Source organism: Devosia sp. P1_H9, assembly GCF_056405135.1.
The window spans coordinates 15,909-33,993 of sequence record NZ_JBFUCQ010000010.1; the positions used below are offsets into that span (position 1 = coordinate 15,909).

Genomic DNA, 18,085 nt, shown 5'->3' on the forward strand with positions numbered 1-18,085 from the left:
GCCGCAAGTTTCATGGCTTGTGTCATCGCTTGGGTGGCTGTGGCGGCCGTTGCCGGCGGGCCCAGAACCAGAGCAGGAACGGCACCAGCGTGGCGAAGCCGAACCACGTAATGGCATAGCCGAGATGGTTGTTGGGGAAGCTGACGGTGGTCTCCCCGCCCTGCGGCAAGGCCCCACCGGGGCCGGCCGGAAGGTCGATGTAGATCGGCGCGACAGGCTGGGGCACCGCCCCCGCGAGCGAGGCCAGCCGGTCGGTGTTGCGCACCCATTCGACACGCTTGGCCGTGTCGGGAGCCGGCGTGAAGCTGGTGATGGCCTCGGTGGCTCGGGCGATGCCGGTGAGGCTGACGAGGCCGGGTTCAACCACACCACCGGCGGCGAACGCCTCGGCCGACTCCTGCGGGACGAAGCCACGGTTGATGAAGACAGTGCCGCCGGCAGCGAGCGCCAGGGGTGTCATCACCCAGTAGCCGGGACCGGAGAGCTTACCGTGCTGATCGGCAAGGCTGGTGAAGACCAGCACGGTTTCGGACGGCAGGAAGGTGCCGGAGGCGATGACCGGGCGATAGTCCCAGGCTTCCGCGTCGAAGGCGCCCCACTCGGCGAGCGGCGGCAGCTGCTCCGGCGGCTGGTCCATGCGCGACGCCACGTTGGCGATCAGCCGTTCCTTCTCGCCGAGGCGCTCGACCTGCCAGATGCCGAGGACGGTGAACAGCACCATCAGCACCAGCATGAAGGCGATGAAGCCCCAGAACAGCAGGCGCGAGGGCCGCCGCTCGGCCGTGATGTCGTCAACCATCGAGACGACCTTCACCGGCCTTGTTGTGGTATTGCAGCGCGATCATCGTCGCCTTGAACGGCCGAAGCAGCAGCAGCGACAGGATCACCGTGCCAGGGAGCCAGAGCAACAGGTGAACAAACGGCGGCGGGTGGAACAGCCCTTCGACGGCGGCAGCCGCTCCGACGATGACGAAGCCGACGATCAGGATGATGAACACCGCCGGCCCCTCAGTGCCCTCGGCAAAGCTGAGGTCGAGGCCGCAGCTCTCGCAACGCTTCATGGGCTTTAGGAAGCCCGAGAATAGTGGTCCCTCACCGCAGCGCGGGCAGCGGCAGGCAAGGCCGGTGGCGAAGGGAGATGGGAGGCGTTCGGAGGTGGGCTCGGTCATGGCGGGTTTCTATCACATCCGGAAAGCGCGGGACGCGTCATTGTCGCGCAGGCCAAAAGGCAAAGGGCGCGGCCGGAGCCGCGCCCTTTGAAGATCCTTGCAGGTCCACCTTAGTGGTGGATGGCGACGCCCCAGCTGCCCCAGACGTAGATCGAGGCAAACAGGAACAGCCAGACGACGTCAACGAAGTGCCAGTACCAGGCGGCGAATTCGAAGCCGAGGTGATGCTCGGGGGTGAACTCGTCTCTCATGGCGCGGATCAGACAGACGATGAGGAAGATCGTACCGACCAGCACGTGGAAGCCGTGGAAGCCGGTCGCCATGAAGAAGGTGGCGCCGTAGAGGTTGCCGGTGAACTGGAAGCCGGCCTCAGAATATTCGGTCGCCTGCACGAAGGTGAAGAGTGCGCCGAGCAGGATGGTGATCACCAGGCCCCAGACGAGGCCGCGCTTGTCCTTGTGGAGCAGCGCATGGTGCGCCCAGGTGACCGCGGTGCCCGAGGTCAACAGGATCAGCGTGTTGAACAGCGGCAGGTGCCAGGGGTTGAACAGCTCGACGCCGGTCGGCGGCCAGGTGGTGCCCATGGCGGCGATGCGAGCATACTGCTCGTGCGCTTCCTGGTTGAAGAAGCCGTCGAAATAGGCCCAGAACCAGGCGACGAAGAACATCACTTCGGAAGCGATGAACAGCATCATGCCGTAGCGATGGTGCATCATCACCACGGGGGTGTGATCGCCGGCCTTGCCTTCCTTGATGACGTCGCTCCACCACGCGTACATGGTGTAGAGCACGCCGACGAAGCCGGCGATCAGGATCCAGGGCGGAGCAATCTCGTGGAACCACAGGATGGCACCGACGGCCATGACAAAGGCCGAGACCGAGCCGACGAAGGGCCAGGGACTGGGGTTTACCAGGTGATAGTCGTGGTTGGGCTTGGCGTGCGCAGCCATGGTCAGCTTCCCTCGCTCTTAACGGCGTAGAATGTATAGGACAGGGTGATATCGCGAACGGTGTCGAGATCGCCATTCTCGGCAATATCGGGGTCGACGAAGAAGACGATCGGCATCTCGACGGTTTCGCCGGGCTGCAGCGTCTGCTCGGTGAAGCAGAAGCACTCGATCTTGTTGAAGTAGATACCGGTCTGCTCCGGCGTGACGTTGAAGATCGCCTGGCCGGTGATCGGCTTGTTCGAAGAATTGTGGGCTGTGAACGTCACCGTCTCGACGTTGCCGATCTTGTCGGTGACGGGCTTGGCGGGTGTGACGGTCCAGGGCAGGCCACCCTCGACATTGGAGTCGAAGCGCACGGTCATCTCGCGGGCGATGGCGCCCTTGGGGTTGCCGGCGGAAACCTGCGTGGTGCCGCCCAGCCCGGTGACCTGACAGAACAGTGCGTAGAGCGGCACGGCCGCATAGGCCGCGCCTACCATCAGGGCAACCACAACCAGCAGCGTCAGGGCGACGTGGCGGTTGCGGTGACTGTTCGGGAGCGAAGCGTCGGTCATGTCAAAGCGGCCGGTCGAGCACGGCGGGGCCCATCTTCACGATGGTCAGCACGTAGACGATGATGACGAAGGCGCCGAGGGCGAGGCCGAGCGCAATCGAGCGCCGGCGGCGGCGGGCAGCCAGCTCGGCCTCTTCGTCGCGTTTGACTGGTTCAGCCATCAGAGCCATCCCAAGGTGGTGGCTACGTGATCGGTGATCAGCGCCAGGAAGATCACGAAGAGATAGCTCAGCGAGTAAGTGAACAGGGCGCGGCCGGCCTTCTTCATCGCCACCGTCTCGGTGGTGCGGAACAGGATCCAGGCGAACCAGAGGAAGCCAATGCCGGTCGCGACGGCGGTAGCGGTGTAGATCACGCCCATGAAGCCGAGCCAGCCAGGCACCAGCGTCGAGGCAACCAGCACCACCGAGTAGGCGAGGATCTGCAGCTTGGTGGAGGCCTCGCCCGCCACGTTGGGCATCATCGGGATGCCGGCGGCGCCGTAGTCCGACTGCTTGTAGAGCGCCAGCGCCCAGAAATGCGGCGGCGTCCACAGGAAGATGATGAGGAACAGCACGACGGATTCGATGCTGATGGTGCCGGTGACAGCGGCCCAGCCGACCATTGGCGGGAAGGCGCCGGCGGCGCCGCCGATGACGATGTTCTGCGGCGTCGAGCGCTTTAGCCACATCGTGTAGATCACGGCATAAAAGAAGATGGTGAAAGCCAGGAGACCGGCGGCAACCCAGTTGGTGGCGAGGCCGAGCAGGCACACCGAGAAGACCGACAGCACGAGGCCGAAAGCCAGGGCGTGATCGCGTTCCATGCGGCCGGCCGGGATGGGCCGGTTGGCGGTACGGCTCATCAGCGCGTCGATGTCGGCGTCGTACCACATGTTCAGCGCGCCCGAGGCCCCTGCCCCGATGGCGATGCAGAGAATAGCGACCGCGCCGACGAAGGGATTGATGCCAACGGGGGCGAGCAGCATGCCGACGAGGGCGGTGAACACCACCAGCGACATCACCCGCGGCTTCAACAGCGCGAGATAGTCTTCAACCCGCGCCTCATGGGCGTGGGTCGAGATCTCATTGCTGTGGTGCACGTAGGCCAATGTCTCTCGCCCTTGTGGCAGCGGGGCCCGGAAGCCCCGCCACAGGTTCTTGGATCAGTGGTTCGTGTCGGCGCCGATACGCGGCAGCGTCTCGAACTGGTGGAACGGCGGCGGCGACGACAGCGTCCACTCGAGAGTGGTCGCACCATCACCCCAGGGATTGGCCGGAGCCGGACGCTTCTTACGAGCGGCTTCGAACAGGATGTAGAGGAACAGCACCAGGCCGGCGAACGTGATGTAGTAGCCGACCGAGGAGACGCGGTTCCACAGCGCAAACGCATCGGGATAGTCGATGTAGCGGCGCGGCATCCCGGCGAGGCCGAGGAAATGCTGCGGGAAGAAGATCACGTTCACGCCGACGAAGGTGATCCAGAAATGGATGTTGGCCAGCGTCTCGTTGTACATGATGCCGAACATCTTCGGGTACCAGTAGTACCAGGCGGCGAAGATGGCGAACACGGCGCCCAGCGACAGCACGTAGTGGAAATGTGCCACCACATAATAGGTGTCGTGCAGCGCACGGTCGGCACCGGCATTGGCGAGCACCACACCGGTCACACCGCCGACGGTGAACAGGAAGATGAAGCCGATGGCCCAGAGCATGGGCGTGCGGAAGCTGATGGAGCCTCCCCACATAGTGGCGATCCACGAGAAGATCTTCACGCCCGTGGGCACCGCGATGACCATGGTGGCGGCCACGAAGTAGCGCTGCACGTCGAGCGACATGCCGACGGTGTACATGTGGTGCGCCCACACGATGAAGCCGACGCCGCCGATGGCAATCATGGCGTAGACCATCGCGAGGTAGCCGAACACGGGCTTGCGCGAGAAGGTCGAGACGATGTGGCTGATGATGCCGAAGCCCGGCAGGATCAGGATGTACACCTCGGGGTGACCGAAGAACCAGAACAGGTGCTGGAACAGGATCGGGTCGCCGCCGCCTTCAGGTGCGAAGAAGGTGGTGCCGAAGTTGCGGTCGGTCAGCAGCATGGTGATCGCACCGGCCAGAACCGGGAGCGACAGCAGCAGCAGGAAGGCGGTCACCAGCACCGACCACGGGAACAGCGGCATGCGATGCAGGGTCATGCCCGGCGCGCGCATGTTGAAGATGGTGGTGATGAAGTTGACGGCACCCAGGATCGAGGAGGCACCGGCGATGTGCAGGGCCAGGATGGCAAAGTCCATCGCTGGGCCGGGCTGTCCGGATGTCGATAGCGGCGGGTAGATGGTCCAGCCGCCGCCGGTGCCGTAGGCGCCCGCGGGGCCCTCGAAGAACATGGAGAGGACCAGCAGCAGGAAAGCCGGCGGGAGCAGCCAGAACGAGATGTTGTTCATGCGCGGGAAGGCCATGTCCGGCGCGCCGATCATCAGCGGCACGAACCAGTTGCCGAACCCGCCGATCATCGCCGGCATCACCATGAAGAAGATCATGATGAGCGCGTGAGCGGTGGTGAACACGTTGTACATGTGCTTGCCGGCATCGAGCGCGGCATCGCCCGACGTGCCGTAGACCATCGCGGCAAGGCCGTGGAAGATCTGGATACCGGGTTCCTGCAGCTCGAGGCGCATGGCGCCCGAAAGCAGACCACCAATCACCCCCGCGACGATCGCGAAGATAAGGTACATCGTGCCGATGTCCTTGTGATTGGTCGAATAGACGTAGCGCCGCCAGCCGGTCGGATGGCCATGATCATGCGCCGCGGCGTGGCCGTGGTCATCATGGGCTTCCAAAGCGTGAGTATCGGCCATTCTGAGCGATCCCTTTTCGTATCACCTGGGGCGCCGGGTCGAGGACCCGCGCACGGGTCCTTAGCTGAGTGCAGGCAGGGTGGCGTTGGCGTCGTCGACGGTACCCGCCTCGAACGCTGCCATCCAGGCCGCAAATTCTTCCTTCGTCACGACGCGCACGGCGATCGGCATAAAGGCATGGTCCTTGCCGCACAGTTCCGAGCACTGACCATAGTAGATGCCGGTCTTGCGGGCATTGAACCAAGTCTCGTTGAGCTTGCCGGGCACGGCGTCGATCTTGATGCCGAACGAGGGTACGGCGAAGGCATGGATGACACCAGTCGGATCGGCGGTGATCTGCATGCGAACGGTGGTGTCGACGGGAACGACCAGTTGATAGTCCACCGCGAGCAGACGGGGCTGCACCGGAACCTGGGCAAGACGGGCGTCCTCGGAGAGGATCGCGGACGACATCGACTTGCCTTGATCGACGTACTCGTAGTCCCAGTACCACTGCTGGCCGGTCGCCTTGACCGTCAGTTCGGGGGCCGGCACCTCGACGTCGCCGAACGAGAAGATGTTCGAGCCGAGATACTTGCGCTGCCCATCGGGGACGGTGAGCTGGTCGGTCAGCACCGCGAAGGACGGGATGGCGATGATCACGAGGATCAGGATCGGCACCACGGTCCAGACAATCTCGACCAGCGTGTTGTGCGTGGTGGAGGACGGCTTGGGGTTCGACCTGGCATTGAACCGCACGATCACGACGATCAGCAGCACCAGAACGAGCACTGCGATCAGAACGGCAGTCCACAGCAGCGGGCCATCGTGGAAGGCGTGGATGGAATCCATGATCGGGGTCACGGAGGGCTGCAGCCCGATCTGACCGGGCACCGGATGGCCTTGCTCCTGCGCAGTTGCCACCATCGGCAGAAGCGCAAGGGCTGCGGCTCCGAGCGAGCCAATCGAACTCAGTAGTTTGCCGGTCACCTAAAACCCCCTTGAGATCCCGTCTGGTCCGGTATTCTAGCGCGGGTTGAGGTGTCAAATGCGGCATAGCGAAACGCCGCCCCGACTCAACCTCGGAGCGCTTGAAACTTGGAACGTGTCTAAACCACATCGGCAGACCCAAGGCAATTCATGCCTCTCGCCACACCGTGCGTCAAAACGCACCGTTAGGGTGGAAGGGGCCCCGCCTCATGCTCGCCTTGATTGGCAGGCGTTTATCCGCGGCGCCATGCGGGACGGCTTGTTGACAGCCGCGCGGGGCTAACCGACTAAGTTGCAGAGCCTGCGGAAACGCGGGATTCGTTATGTCACATATAGAGAGAGTGGATCGGTGCAGCCAATCCTCGGGCTAGTTGTTCGGACGTTCGCGGTTGTTGGCGCGGTGGCCGCGATTGCGGCGGGTCTGATGTCCCCTGCCCTGTCTCAGGGCGTGGTCAAGGCGCAGTACGGCGACTGGCAGATGAGCTGCGACACGCCGCCGGGCGCCAGCTTCGAGCAATGCGCGCTAATCCAGAACGTCTCGGCCGAGGACCAGCCCAATGTCGGGCTGTCGGTGATCGTGCTCAAGACCGCCGACAAGCAGGCGCGGCTGCTGCGGGTGCTGGCGCCGCTGGGGGTGCTGCTGCCGAACGGGCTCGGGCTCAATATCGACGGCGCCAATATCGGACGCGTGGCCTTCGTGCGCTGCCTGCCCAACGGGTGCGTCGCCGAGGTGGTGCTGGACGACGAGCTGATCGCCAAGCTCACCACCGGCAAGAGCGCGATTTTCTTCGTGTTCAAGACGCCGGAGGAAGGTATCGGCATCCCGGTTTCGCTCAACGGCTTCGGCGACGGCTTCGCGCAACTCCCGTAGGATCAGCGCCGATGGGCCAGCCGGTGCGGCAGATGCGCTTGAACGAGGCCCATGTGGCCCGGATGGCGCTACTGGTGCAGCCGGATGGGGCGGTCCCGCCAAGCGAGGCTGCCACCGACGAGGACTACAAGCAGTTCGTGCAGGACATCCTCAGCGGCAGCGATGGCTCGGATCAGATCTGGGTGTTCGCCTATGGCTCGCTGATCTGGAAGCCGGCCTGCGACTTCGTCGAGATCCGCACCGGGCTGCTGCGGGGCTGGCATCGCGCCTTCTGCCTCGGTTGGAACACCTGGTTCCGGGGCTCGAAGAGTAATCCCGGGTTGATGCTTGCGCTGGACCGGGGCGGCGCCTGCAAGGGCGCGCTGTATCGGCTGCCACCGGGCCAGGCCGAAGACAACATCGAGAAACTCTGCCGGCGCGAGATGAGCCAGAAGCCGTCCTCGTTTCCGCCGCGCTGGGTGACGGTCGCCACCGAGCACGGCCCGGTGCGGGCGTTCACCTTCTGCATCGATCGCAACAGCGGGCGCTATGTCTCGGGGCTGAGCGAGGCGCAGGTCGCCGATGTGCTGGCGAAGGCCGTGGGGTCGCGCGGCTCGATGGTGGAGTACCTGTTCAATACAGTCTTCCATCTCGAACAGTTGGGTATCCACGACCCGCATCTGTGGCGGCTGCAGGAGCTGGTGGCTGAGCGGCTGGACGCGATGGGCTAGGCGGTGGGTCGCCCCTCCACCAAGCTTCGCTTGGTCCCCCGCTGCGCCGGGGAGGATCAGACAAAAAAGCCGGGCCCTGGAGCCCGGCAGTTCATCAGGAAACAAGGCCGGTGGGTGAACCGACCCGAAGATGGCACAATCTGGGATTGAGCCAACGAGGAGACTCACCTCAGGGGTTGAGCCAATTCCGGGCGCTCTCGGCGCGCTTCTGCGACAGCTTGTAGCCGGGGCGCTGGCTGGGGCTGTCGAGCGCTTCGAACAGGTCCTGGCGGTTGATGCCGAGGTCCTCGAGGCGAGCAACGTCGTAGTCGAGAAGCGACTCAAGGGCGATGCGCTGGGTTCGCGCAGCCCGGGCTTTGGCGAACCAGCTCACCAGTGCGCTCAGCGGGTTGGACGACGCGGCAGCCATCGACGGCCGCTCGCTCGAAAGCAAGTGGACCATGGTCCTTCTCCAATTTCATCTTTGCCTGGGCGGGAGTGCCGGGGCGGGGAAAGCGATCGGAGGATCGCCGGTGGCGACCTCGGGATCACCGATGGGTGGTGATATGAGCCCTTGCCTTCCATTCGTCCAACAAATAGATTTCATCCTCGTCATCAAATTTCGTGATGGAGAAGCGGGATGACCACTCCCCTCGATCTCGACCAGTTGCAGAGCTTCTGTGCCATCGCCGATTGCGGCAGTTTTACCGAGGCGGCGCGCCGGGTGAACAAGACGCAGTCCGCGGTTTCCATGCAGATCAAGCGGCTCGAGGAGCGCCTCGGGCAGGCGCTGCTCAGCCGCGACGGGCGCACGGTGGCGCTGACCGAGTATGGCGATGCGCTCTATGCGCGAGCCCGGCGCATGCTGCGGATCAATGCCGAGATCATGGACGTGTTCTCGGATGGCGACCTCAAGGGCTCGATCCGCTTCGGTGTGCCGGACGACTATGCGGTGCGATTGCTGCCGGTGATCCTCTCGAGCTTCCAGCGCACGCACCCCAAGATCGTGGTCGATGTGCGCTGCCAGCCGTCGGAAGAGCTGCTCGATGGGATGAAGAAGGGGCGCTACGACCTCATCGTCTTCACGCAGGGCACGAACCACGAATATGGCGAGATGTTCCGCACCGAGCGGATGTTCTGGGTTGCCTCGCATGGCGGCCAGGCGCTGGCCACCGAGCCGCTGCCGATCGCCGGTGGGTTGCACTGCTGCTGGAAGGAGAACGCGGTCGAGGTGCTGAACCGCATCGGCCGCGACTATCGCATCGCCTATACCTCGTCGAACGCCATGGCGATCGCCAGCGCCGTGCTGACCGACCTCGCGGTCGGCTTCCTGCCCGAGAGCGCGCTGCAGCCCGGCATGCGTGTGATTGCCGAGGACAAGGATCTGCCGCGGCTGCGCGACGCCGAGATCGCCATCATGCGCGCAAGCCACGCCTATGGCGGGATTTATGATGCGCTTTCGAGCCACATCGTTGCCAGCATGGGCAACCTCGATGGCAAGGACAGCCTGCCGATGGCGGCGGAATAGGCGCGACGAAGCGCCCGACAGCCCGTGGGCTTCGGTAGACTCAAAGAGCAGGCGGTTCCGGCGTGGCTTCGACCACGCGGGTAGTCCGCAATATGAAGGCCGTCGCCACGCCGGAACTGTTCGGAGTTTTTGCGGGGACCACGAGGAAGCGTTCGCACGCCGTGCGCTAAGCACGGAAACGGTGGACGGGTGCCCATAGCCGCGGCCGCCAGGGGACGGCTCCCCCAGCACCGAAGTCGCCCCACCGACCGTCCGTACGCGACCGCGCCCGTGTGGGTGACGGGGGCAGGATCGCACGGGTTCGGAGTGGGGGGATAAGTCGGTGACGATTTTTCTTTCCACCGCCACCGACCGTCATCCCGCCGAAAGCCGGGACCCAGTGCACTGGGTCATCCACTCGCTTTTAGCCCTCCGACCTTGCCGTGATGGACCGGCACGGCCGGTGCCCAGACCGACTGTCTGAGCAGTGGGTCCCGGCTTTCGCCGGGATGACGGCTGGTGGGAGGATGAAAAGTGCCCACCGGTCTGCCAGCCGTATCCCCCTACTTCTCCTTCAGCAGCTCGTTCAGCTCTGCCTGCAGCCTGGAGCGGCCGGCTTCCACGGCGCGTTCGAAGGCGCGGGCCTGGATGAGGCGGGCGGTGGGGGTGGTGGCTCGGGGGTCGAGGTGCTCCTTGAGAGCAGCGGCCATTTCGTTCTCTACGAAGGTGCCGATCTCCAGATACTCGAGGATGGCGCGGACCTGGTCGGGGGTGAAGCGGGCCATCATCATCGGGCCGGTCTTTTCGTAGTGACCGAAGATGCGTGCGGTGATGTTGCGGGTGTCCTCGGTCAGTTCGACCCAGATCTTCCGCCGGTCGAGAGTGTCGCGGATGCGGCGGACATAGCCGGCGGCCTCGAGGCGATCGATCACTGCAGTGACGGCGCCCGTAGTCAGGCCGCTGTCATTGGCGAGCTGGCCGGCGCTCACCCTGCCCCGCCGGTCGATCAGATCGAGGCAGCGGCCGTCGGTACGGTTGATGCCGAGGAACTGGGTCAGCGTTTCGTCGAACAGGTCCGTTGCGGTCTGGCTGGCGCGAACGGCTTCCTTGAAACGCAGGCCGAATTCCCGCTCCGATTTTTCTCTTGACGCGTTGATATCTTGATCCATAAGATAATTATACGATGAGACATCGAGGAATGCAAGATTCCTGGATGTCGCATGGACCGCCCACGACGATACGCGAATGCGATGCGAGATACGCGGATGCGATCTCGTAATCGCAACCGCGATCAAGCCGGGTGGCCTGCAAAACGATCATGAAGACGACGCAACCGACGGCCGGAGGGCCGGCGCATGAAACCGCAATCGCATCCATTCCAGCCGATCCGGCGCATGCCGGTGGAGCTGTTCGCCGTGCCGCGCAATGACAATGAGGCGCAAGTGACCAACACGATCATCGAGGCCAGGGGCCTCAAGCGAAGCTTCAAGGCGCGGGGCGCCAAGGGCAAGACCATCGAGGCGGTGCGCGGCATCGACCTATCCGTCCGTGAGGGCGAGATCGTCGGCTTTCTGGGGCCGAACGGCGCCGGCAAGACCACGACCCTGAAGATGCTCTGCACGCTGCTGGCGCCGACCGACGGTTCGGCGAGCGTGGTGGGCGCGGACCTGCGGCGCGACCCGGTCGAGGTGCGCCGGCGCATCGGCTATGTGAGCCAGGCCGGTTCGACCTCGCCGGAGGCCAAGGTGGGCGAGGAGATCGTCAGCCATGCGCGGCTCTATGGCATCGACAAGCCGGTGGCGATCGAGCGGGGCAAGGAGTTGCTCTCGGCGCTCGATCTGGCCGAGATCTGGGACCGCACCTGCGGATCGCTCTCGGGCGGGCAGCGGCGGCGGCTCGATATCGTGATGGGGCTGATCCACCAGCCGAGGCTGGTGTTCCTCGACGAGCCCTCGACCGGGCTCGACCCGCAGAGCCGGGCGAACCTGTGGAATCACATCCGCAAGCTTCGCGACGAGCTGGGGACCACGGTGTTTCTTACCACACACTACATGGACGAGGCCGACTCGCTGAGTGACCGCATCCTGATCATCGACCACGGAACGATCGTTGCCGAAGGCACGCCGGCAGAGCTGAAGAAGCGGGTGTCGGGTGACACGATCACATTGACGCTGCGCACGGAGGCGGACGCGACCGCGTCGGCCAGCATTGCGGGCCGTCTGGTCGGCGCGGATGTGCCGGTGACCGAAGCCAACGTCGTGCGTTTCCATGTGCCCGATGGAGCGACCGCGCTGCCGGTGCTGCTCGGCGACCTCACCAAGGCGGGGATCGACGCGATCGGCGTCGATGTGAACCGGCCGACGCTGGACGATGTGTTCCTGACGCTGACCGGACGGTCGCTACGGGATTGAACTGACTGAGCGTGTGGCTCCCCCACCCTTGATCCCTCCCCGCAAGGGGGAGGGTGACGACTGAGGGGGCGGCGCGCCTGAAACTTGGAAGGTTTGGGAAATGTCCTTCATTCGCGATACCTGGATCATCTTTGCCCGGGCTATGAGCCTGTCGCTGCGGCAGCCGCTGTGGGTGGTGATCGGGCTGCTGCAGCCGATCCTCTATTTGACGCTGTTCGGGCCGCTGCTGCAGACGGTGGCGGCGACCTCGGGGTTCCAGGGGGATGCCTGGCAGGTGTTCGTGCCGGGGCTGCTGGTGCAGCTCGGGATTTTCGGCGGGCTGTTCGTCGGCTTCGGGATCATCGCCGAGTGGCGCTCGGGGGTGATCGACCGGCAGCTGGTGTCCCCGGCGGCGCGGACTGCGATCATCGCCGGGCGGACGCTGCGCGACGTGGTGGTGATCACCGTGCAGGCGATCGTGCTGGTGGGGGCGGCGTTCTTCATGGGGCTGCGGGTGCCCGTAGGTGCATTGCTGATCGGGCTGGTGCTGGTGGCGCTGCTCGGGGCAGCGTTCTCGTTCATCTCGAACGCCATCGGCATTGCGACCAAGAGCGAGGACGCCCTGGCGCCGATGGTCAATACGCTGGCACTACCGATCCTGCTGCTGTCGGGAATATTGCTTCCGATGACGCTGGCGCCGGCCTGGCTGCAGGTGGTCGCCAACTTCAATCCATTCAAGCACATCGTCGAAGCGCTGCGGGCGGTGTTCCTGGGGAACTTCGGCGACCCGATCGTGTGGATCGGGTTGGTGCTCGCGGTGGTGCTCGTGGTGATCGGCGCTTGGGTGGGCAGCCGGGTGCTGGCGGCGCAGACGAAATAGGCTGGCAGGGGCTTTGGTCGCCCCCTCCGCCGCCCATGGCGGTCCCCCTCCCCCGCCGCGCGGGGGAGGATCACGGAGAGAGCTGTTCCCGGCGCCGTGACGCGAATTATTTGTGGTGGCCTGTCGAATCTCGCTTCGACCGTTCGATTATCAATGAAGGCTTGCAGGCCTTCGCTATGATCACGGAACGCACGGAGCCTTGCGATGAAGCCCACTATCACCACCTTTGAACGGTCGCCCGACGGCGGCAAGGGACTGTCGCGCGACATGCGCGTCCGCTGGGCGCTCGAGGAAGTTGACCAGCCCTATGAGGTGCGGCTCGTTTCCTTTGCTGCGATGAAGCAGCCAGCGCATCGGGCGCTCCATCCTTTCGGGCAAATTCCGACCTATGAGGCGGGCGACCTGGTGCTGTTCGAGTCAGGCGCTATCGTCTTCCATATCGCGGAGCGGCATGCCGGGCTGCTGCCGGGCGATGCGAATGGGCGGGCGCGGGCGATCATGTGGATGTTTGCGGCGCTCAGCACCGTGGAGCCGCCGATCCTCGAGCTCCAGACGGCGAGGTTCGCCGAGGGCAATGAGAGCTGGGCGGCGGAACGCTTGCCGCTGGTCAAGGACCGCATCCGCGTGCGGCTGGCCGAGCTGTCCGAACGCCTTGGCAACAGCGAGTGGCTCGATGGGGCCTTCAGCGCGGGTGACCTGATGATGGTGCACGCCCTGTCGCGGCTCGGGCCGTCGGGCCTGCTCGCGGAGTATCCGAACATCGACGCCTATGTCGCGCGCGGACAAGCCCGCCCCGCATACAAGCGAGCCCAACTGGCGGTCGCCGCGGTTGCATTGCAGGCCGTTTGAGACGGTCCGCTGCGCCACTTCGACGGGTCGAGATGACCGCGGTCCGGACCTCGGCTTCGTCGAAGTAGATAGACGGACGTGTTGACGACTCTGGCGTGGCGTTTGAGAACAGGGCGCGAGGCTGTTCGCTGAGGGTCTGACTTGAAGCTGATCGTTGTCACTCCCGCTGGGCGGGAGCGCTATATGCGTTTGCTCAGCCACTACGTCCTCGGCAGCGCCGAGGTGGTCGAATGGCAGCTGTGGGACAATTGCCGCAACGACGCGGACCGGGCCTACCTCCAGCGGCTGGCGGCCAGCGACCCACGCTGCACGATCAAGCGACTCGCGTCGGCCGACGGCACGAGCCAGAACATCGGCGACTTCTTCCGTTTCTGCGACGATCCGGAAGCGCTCTACCTGCGGCTCGACGACGACATCGTGTTCACCGAGCCGGGGTTCTTCGAACACTTCAAGGCGAGGGCACTCGCCAGCCGCGGCGAGGCGCTGTGGTTTGCGCCGCTGATCATCAACAATGCGGTGTGCAGTTCGTTGATCCAGAGCCTCTCCAAGGTGCGGATCGAAGGAACGATCACCAGCCAGGCGATGTGTCCGTATAGCTGGGCGCATCCGAGTTTTCCCGAAGCGATGCATCCGGTGCTGATCGAAGCGGCCCGGAAGGGACGGCTCGACGATTTCCGCGTGCCGGATCGGGAAGTGCGGCTGGGGCGGTTCTCGATCAATGCGATCGGCTTCTTCGGCGCTGAAGTGATAGCGCTGGGCGGACTGTTTCATCCGCCCGACCAGAACGAGGAAGAGTGGCTTTCGGCCGTGCTGCCGGCCAAGTTGAATCGGCCGGGCAAGGTGCTCGGCGACCTGCTGGTGTCGCATTTCAGCTTCTACACGCAGGAGCGCCGGCTGCTGCAGACGGACCTTCTCGAGAGCTACTACGAGCTGGCGGGGCTTGACTGGCCTGGTTTCCTCAAGCCAAAGCGCGATCGGCTGAACGAGGCTTACATGAAGTGGCGGCAACGCAAGCGGCCGATGCCGAAGTACCGGATTTCGCTGGCGGATTAAGCTGCGGGCTGGGGCGCCCCGTCCACCACCCTTCGGGTGGTCCGCCTCCCCCGCCCCGCGGGGGAGGATCAAGAGAAACTAGATTTCGGCTTCGTCGAAGATGCGGGTGAGGTCGCCGGCCCATTCACCGTTGTATTTGTCGAGCCAGCGTTCGGCCTGGGTCTTGCCGAGATCGAGGGTTTCGTTGAGCGGATCGAGGAAGATGGTCTCGTCCTTGCCGGCGGCGAGGTGCTTGCGGCGGCGGAGGCCGTCGCCGGCGAGGTCGACCACGAGGCGGGCGATATCGGCAACGGTGCCGCCGCGGAACTTGGTGTGGATGGCGGTGCGGGGGACTTCGTTGCGGAGCGTCTGACGCTCGGCATTGGTCCAGTCGCTGACCAGGTCCCAGGCGGCGTCCAGCGCTTCGGAGTCGTAAAGGAGGCCGGTCCAGATGGCGGCGAGCGCGAGGACGTGGCCGCGATCGCCCATGTCGGCACCGCGCTGCTCGAGGAACTGCTTGAGGCGGACCTCGGGGAACAGGGTCGAGAGGTGGTTTTCCCAATCCTTGACGGTCGGGCGCTCGCCGGGAAGCTGGGGGAGCTTGCCCTGCATGAAGGCGCGAAAACTCTCGCCGGCGACGTTGATGTATTCACCCTTGCGGATGACGAAGTACATCGGCACATCGAGCGCGTATTCGGCGTAACGATCGAAGCCGAAGCCGTCTTCGAACGCGAAGGGCAGCATGCCGGTGCGGGCGCGGTCGGTGTTGAGCCAGATGTGCGAGCGGAAGCTCAGGTAGCCCGAGGGCTTGCCGTCAACGAAGGGCGAGTTGGCGAAGAGCGCGGTGACGATGGGCTGGAGCGCCACCGAGACACGGAGCTTTTTGACCATGTCGGCTTCGTCGGAGAAATCGAGGTTCGCCTGCACGGTGGCCGAGCGGTACATCATCGAGGTGCCGAGGCTGCCGACCTCCTGCATGTATTTGGTCATGATGCCGTAGCGCGACTTCGGCATGGCGGCGATTTCGGCGACGGACCAGAGCGGGGTGACGCCGAGGCTGAGGAAATGGATGTTGAGCGGGCCGCCGATGATGCGGCAATCCTCGAGATGCGCGTCGAGCTCGGCCGCGGCATCGTGGATGGTGAGCTGCGGGGCGCCGCTCAGTTCGAACTGGCCACCGGGCTCGAGCGAGATGCCGCCGACGGCGCCGAGGTTGCGCAGCCCGATCGGGTTGCCGCGATCGAAGAACGGGTGCCAGCCGGTGCGAGCCTCGATGCCCTTGAGCAGGGCATGGATGCCGTCGTCGCCGGCATAGGGGACGGGACGGAGCGGGGCTTTGCGATAGACATGCTTTTCGTGCTCGGTGCCGACGCGCCACTCGGATTTGGGCTTGCCGCCGACGGCCATGACCTCGAGCAGGTCGTCCCGCGTTTCAATCAGCGGTGCGTTTTCTTCGCCGGCCATAGGCACTCCAACAGGCAAGACTGCCGGGCTCCGGGCCGGGCGCGGCGGACAATAGCCAGCCGCGCTCCGAATGCAATGGGCTTTATCGCCAATCGCCGATGGTCGATTGAACGACGGCGAGAGCGGCCACTGCAGCAGTGTCGGCGCGCAAAATCCTGGGGCCGAGACTAATCGGAATTACAAAGGTTTGGGCGAGGAGGAGCTGCCGCTCATCGTCGGAGAAGCCACCTTCGGGGCCGACCAGGATGCCGATGGGCAGGCCGTCGAGATCCATCAGCTGGGTGTTCGGGGCATGGTTGGGGGCGCTTTCGTCGGCGAAGATCAGGCGACGAAGGCCGTGTTTCTGCTGCCAGGTGGAGATGAGGTCGGTGAGCGTCACCTCGTCCGCCAGCTTCGGGACGCTGAGGACTTCGCACTGCTCGGCGGCTTCGATGACATTGGCGTGGAGCTTGTCGGACTTGAGGCGCGAGACCTGGGTGAAGCGGGTGATCACCGGCTGGATGATGCCGGCACCCATCTCGGTGGCCTTCTGCACGAGGTAGTCGAGGCGGCCGGTCTTCAGCGGGGCGAAGCCGAACCAGAGGTCGGATCTTTCGGTCTGGTGCTGGGTTTGCACCACGAGTTCGAGGGTGGCGCCCTTGCGGTGATCGTCGGCGATACGCGCCATCCAGGCGCCGTCGGTGCCGTTGAAGACCACCAGCGCGTCGGCCTGCTTCATGCGCAGCACGGTCAAGAGGTAGTTGGTGTGCTCGCGACCGAGCTCCAGCTTCGCGCCTGCGGCGAGCGGCGCCTCGATGAACAGGCGAGGCAGGGTCTTGTGCGATCTGGGCATCGTGGTACGCGTGATATGAAACTGGCCGCAGGGCCATTACGACACACAAGACAGACGATGCAAACCCCTGAGAAAGCAGCAGGTACGGTAGCGGACGCGAGCCGCGGCAACTGGCTGGACCGCTATGCGCCGGAGTGGCTGAAGCCTTACGGGCGGCTGGCGCGCTGGGACCGGCCGGTCCCGTTGCTGCTGCTGTTCTGGCCGTGCGGATTTGCGCTGGCGTTGGCGGCGCTGGCGAACCCAGCACGCGGCTTCGACTGGTGGGCGCTGGTGCTGTTCTACATCGGCTCGGTGGCGATGCGCGGGGCGGGCTGCACGTTCAACGATATCGTCGATACCGACATCGACATGAAGGTGGCGCGGACGCGCTCACGGCCGATCCCGTCGGGCCAAGTGACGAAGCGGCAGGCGGCGCTGTTCCTCGTCCTGCAGTCGCTGGTCGGGCTGGTGGTGCTGCTGCAGTTCAACGGCACAACCGTGCTGCTCGGTGTATCGTCGCTGGTGCTGGTGGCGATCTATCCGTTCATGAAGCGGGTGACGTGGTGGCCGCAGTTGTTCCTGGGGTTGGCGTTCAACTGGGGCGCGCTGGTGGGCTGGACGTCACAGACCGGTTCCCTCGCCCTGCCCCCGCTGCTGCTTTATGTCGGCGGGATCCTGTGGACGATCGGCTACGACACGATCTACGCGCTGCAGGACATCGAGGACGATGCGCTGGTGGGGGTGAAATCCACCGCCCGATTGTTCGGGCGGCGGGCGCGAACATTGGTGGCGCTGTTCTATGCGGCGGCGGCGGTGCTGTGGGTGGCGGCGGCGCTACTAGTGGGTGCGGGATGGCCGTTCCTCTTGGGCATGCTCGTGGTGATCGGCATCCTGGGCTGGCAGATCCGTACGCTCGAGCCGCGGAACCCGGCGAATGCGCTGGTGCGGTTCCGGGCCAACCACTGGGTGGGACTGGCCTTCACCCTGGCGCTGCTGCTCGATCTGGCGATCTGATTGTGCAGATTGCTGCACAATCTCTCCTGATGTCGCCGACTTCTGCATAAAGCCTTGAGCGGGTATTTCTTCGGGCAACGAAACCCGGAGATGGACAT

At 64.7% G+C, this 18,085-nt stretch carries 20 protein-coding genes; 8 read left to right on the forward strand and 12 right to left on the reverse strand.

All coding sequences use genetic code 11. The features are described from left to right. Positions 1–22: 22 nt before the first annotated feature. From AC1DYL_RS18000 to coxB, 8 genes are all read right to left on the reverse strand, one after another. A complete protein-coding gene (locus AC1DYL_RS18000; RefSeq protein ID WP_477174235.1) occupies positions 23–799 on the reverse strand; it encodes an SURF1 family protein in 777 nt (258 codons plus the stop codon). Further along, positions 792–1,169, reverse strand: coding sequence for a DUF983 domain-containing protein (locus tag AC1DYL_RS18005; RefSeq protein ID WP_477150585.1), 378 nt, complete (start codon positions 1,167–1,169; stop codon positions 792–794). The genes AC1DYL_RS18000 and AC1DYL_RS18005 overlap by 8 nt, the downstream gene beginning before the upstream one ends. Positions 1,170–1,279: 110 nt before the next feature. Next, on the reverse strand, positions 1,280–2,119 hold the full coding sequence (locus AC1DYL_RS18010; protein ID WP_477174236.1) for a cytochrome c oxidase subunit 3: 840 nt from the start codon (positions 2,117–2,119) through the stop codon (positions 1,280–1,282). 2 nt (positions 2,120–2,121) lie between these two features. Further along, entirely contained in the window at positions 2,122–2,673 is a 552-nt protein-coding gene (locus AC1DYL_RS18015) for a cytochrome c oxidase assembly protein (protein ID WP_477158253.1), read from the reverse strand. 1 nt (position 2,674) lies between these two features. After that, positions 2,675–2,833, reverse strand: a complete 159-nt coding sequence (locus AC1DYL_RS18020) for a hypothetical protein (protein WP_477150582.1) — start codon at positions 2,831–2,833, stop codon at positions 2,675–2,677. Beyond that, the gene (locus AC1DYL_RS18025) at positions 2,833–3,762 is read right to left on the reverse strand and encodes a heme o synthase (RefSeq protein ID WP_477150581.1); all 930 of its coding nucleotides are present in this window, start codon (positions 3,760–3,762) and stop codon (positions 2,833–2,835) included. Before AC1DYL_RS18025 ends, AC1DYL_RS18020 begins: the two co-directional genes overlap by 1 nt. Positions 3,763–3,816: 54 nt before the next feature. After that, positions 3,817–5,511 carry a cytochrome c oxidase subunit I gene (ctaD, locus tag AC1DYL_RS18030; RefSeq protein WP_477174237.1) on the reverse strand — a complete coding sequence of 565 codons (1,695 nt, stop codon included), beginning with the start codon at positions 5,509–5,511 and terminating at the stop codon, positions 3,817–3,819. 60 nt (positions 5,512–5,571) lie between these two features. Further along, positions 5,572–6,480 carry a cytochrome c oxidase subunit II gene (coxB, locus tag AC1DYL_RS18035; RefSeq protein ID WP_477174238.1) on the reverse strand — a complete coding sequence of 303 codons (909 nt, stop codon included), beginning with the start codon at positions 6,478–6,480 and terminating at the stop codon, positions 5,572–5,574. A 424-nt stretch (positions 6,481–6,904) separates the two neighbouring features. Between coxB and AC1DYL_RS18040 the strand changes: the two genes are divergently transcribed. Next, the gene (locus tag AC1DYL_RS18040) at positions 6,905–7,351 is read left to right on the forward strand and encodes an invasion associated locus B family protein (protein ID WP_477150578.1); all 447 of its coding nucleotides are present in this window, start codon (positions 6,905–6,907) and stop codon (positions 7,349–7,351) included. A gap of 11 nt (positions 7,352–7,362) precedes the next feature. Continuing rightward, the gene (locus AC1DYL_RS18045; RefSeq protein WP_477174239.1) at positions 7,363–8,061 is read left to right on the forward strand and encodes a gamma-glutamylcyclotransferase; all 699 of its coding nucleotides are present in this window, start codon (positions 7,363–7,365) and stop codon (positions 8,059–8,061) included. A gap of 169 nt (positions 8,062–8,230) precedes the next feature. Here AC1DYL_RS18045 and AC1DYL_RS18050 read toward each other — a convergent pair whose 3' ends face one another. Beyond that, positions 8,231–8,503, reverse strand: coding sequence for a hypothetical protein (locus AC1DYL_RS18050; RefSeq protein WP_477174240.1), 273 nt, complete (start codon positions 8,501–8,503; stop codon positions 8,231–8,233). 177 nt (positions 8,504–8,680) lie between these two features. On the opposite strand from AC1DYL_RS18050, the gene AC1DYL_RS18055 reads away from it, so the two are divergent. Then, on the forward strand, positions 8,681–9,568 hold the full coding sequence (locus tag AC1DYL_RS18055; RefSeq protein WP_477150575.1) for a LysR family transcriptional regulator: 888 nt from the start codon (positions 8,681–8,683) through the stop codon (positions 9,566–9,568). Positions 9,569–10,110: 542 nt separating this feature from the next. On the opposite strand, the gene AC1DYL_RS18060 is transcribed toward AC1DYL_RS18055, so the two are convergent. Further along, positions 10,111–10,716, reverse strand: a complete 606-nt coding sequence (locus tag AC1DYL_RS18060; protein ID WP_477174241.1) for a MarR family winged helix-turn-helix transcriptional regulator — start codon at positions 10,714–10,716, stop codon at positions 10,111–10,113. A 186-nt stretch (positions 10,717–10,902) separates the two neighbouring features. On the opposite strand from AC1DYL_RS18060, the gene AC1DYL_RS18065 reads away from it, so the two are divergent. The 4 genes from AC1DYL_RS18065 to AC1DYL_RS18080 all read left to right on the forward strand — a co-directional run bounded on the left by AC1DYL_RS18065 (position 10,903) and on the right by AC1DYL_RS18080 (position 14,719). After that, complete coding sequence (locus AC1DYL_RS18065; protein ID WP_477174242.1) at positions 10,903–11,958, forward strand: ATP-binding cassette domain-containing protein; 1,056 nt, start codon at positions 10,903–10,905, stop codon at positions 11,956–11,958. Positions 11,959–12,058: 100 nt separating this feature from the next. Further along, on the forward strand, positions 12,059–12,817 hold the full coding sequence (locus AC1DYL_RS18070; protein WP_477174243.1) for an ABC transporter permease: 759 nt from the start codon (positions 12,059–12,061) through the stop codon (positions 12,815–12,817). Positions 12,818–13,021: 204 nt separating this feature from the next. After that, entirely contained in the window at positions 13,022–13,666 is a 645-nt protein-coding gene (locus tag AC1DYL_RS18075) for a glutathione S-transferase family protein (RefSeq protein ID WP_477174244.1), read from the forward strand. Positions 13,667–13,849: 183 nt separating this feature from the next. After that, a complete protein-coding gene (locus AC1DYL_RS18080; protein ID WP_477174245.1) occupies positions 13,850–14,719 on the forward strand; it encodes a hypothetical protein in 870 nt (289 codons plus the stop codon). Positions 14,720–14,797: 78 nt separating this feature from the next. On the opposite strand, the gene AC1DYL_RS18085 is transcribed toward AC1DYL_RS18080, so the two are convergent. Together AC1DYL_RS18085 and AC1DYL_RS18090 are read right to left on the reverse strand one after the other, a co-directional pair. Beyond that, complete coding sequence (locus tag AC1DYL_RS18085) at positions 14,798–16,162, reverse strand: glutamate--cysteine ligase (protein WP_477174246.1); 1,365 nt, start codon at positions 16,160–16,162, stop codon at positions 14,798–14,800. Positions 16,163–16,244: 82 nt separating this feature from the next. After that, positions 16,245–16,994, reverse strand: a complete 750-nt coding sequence (locus AC1DYL_RS18090) for a 16S rRNA (uracil(1498)-N(3))-methyltransferase (RefSeq protein ID WP_477174247.1) — start codon at positions 16,992–16,994, stop codon at positions 16,245–16,247. A 57-nt stretch (positions 16,995–17,051) separates the two neighbouring features. On the opposite strand from AC1DYL_RS18090, the gene ubiA reads away from it, so the two are divergent. After that, on the forward strand, positions 17,052–17,987 hold the full coding sequence (ubiA, locus tag AC1DYL_RS18095; RefSeq protein ID WP_477174248.1) for a 4-hydroxybenzoate octaprenyltransferase: 936 nt from the start codon (positions 17,052–17,054) through the stop codon (positions 17,985–17,987). Positions 17,988–18,085: the final 98 nt, after the last annotated feature.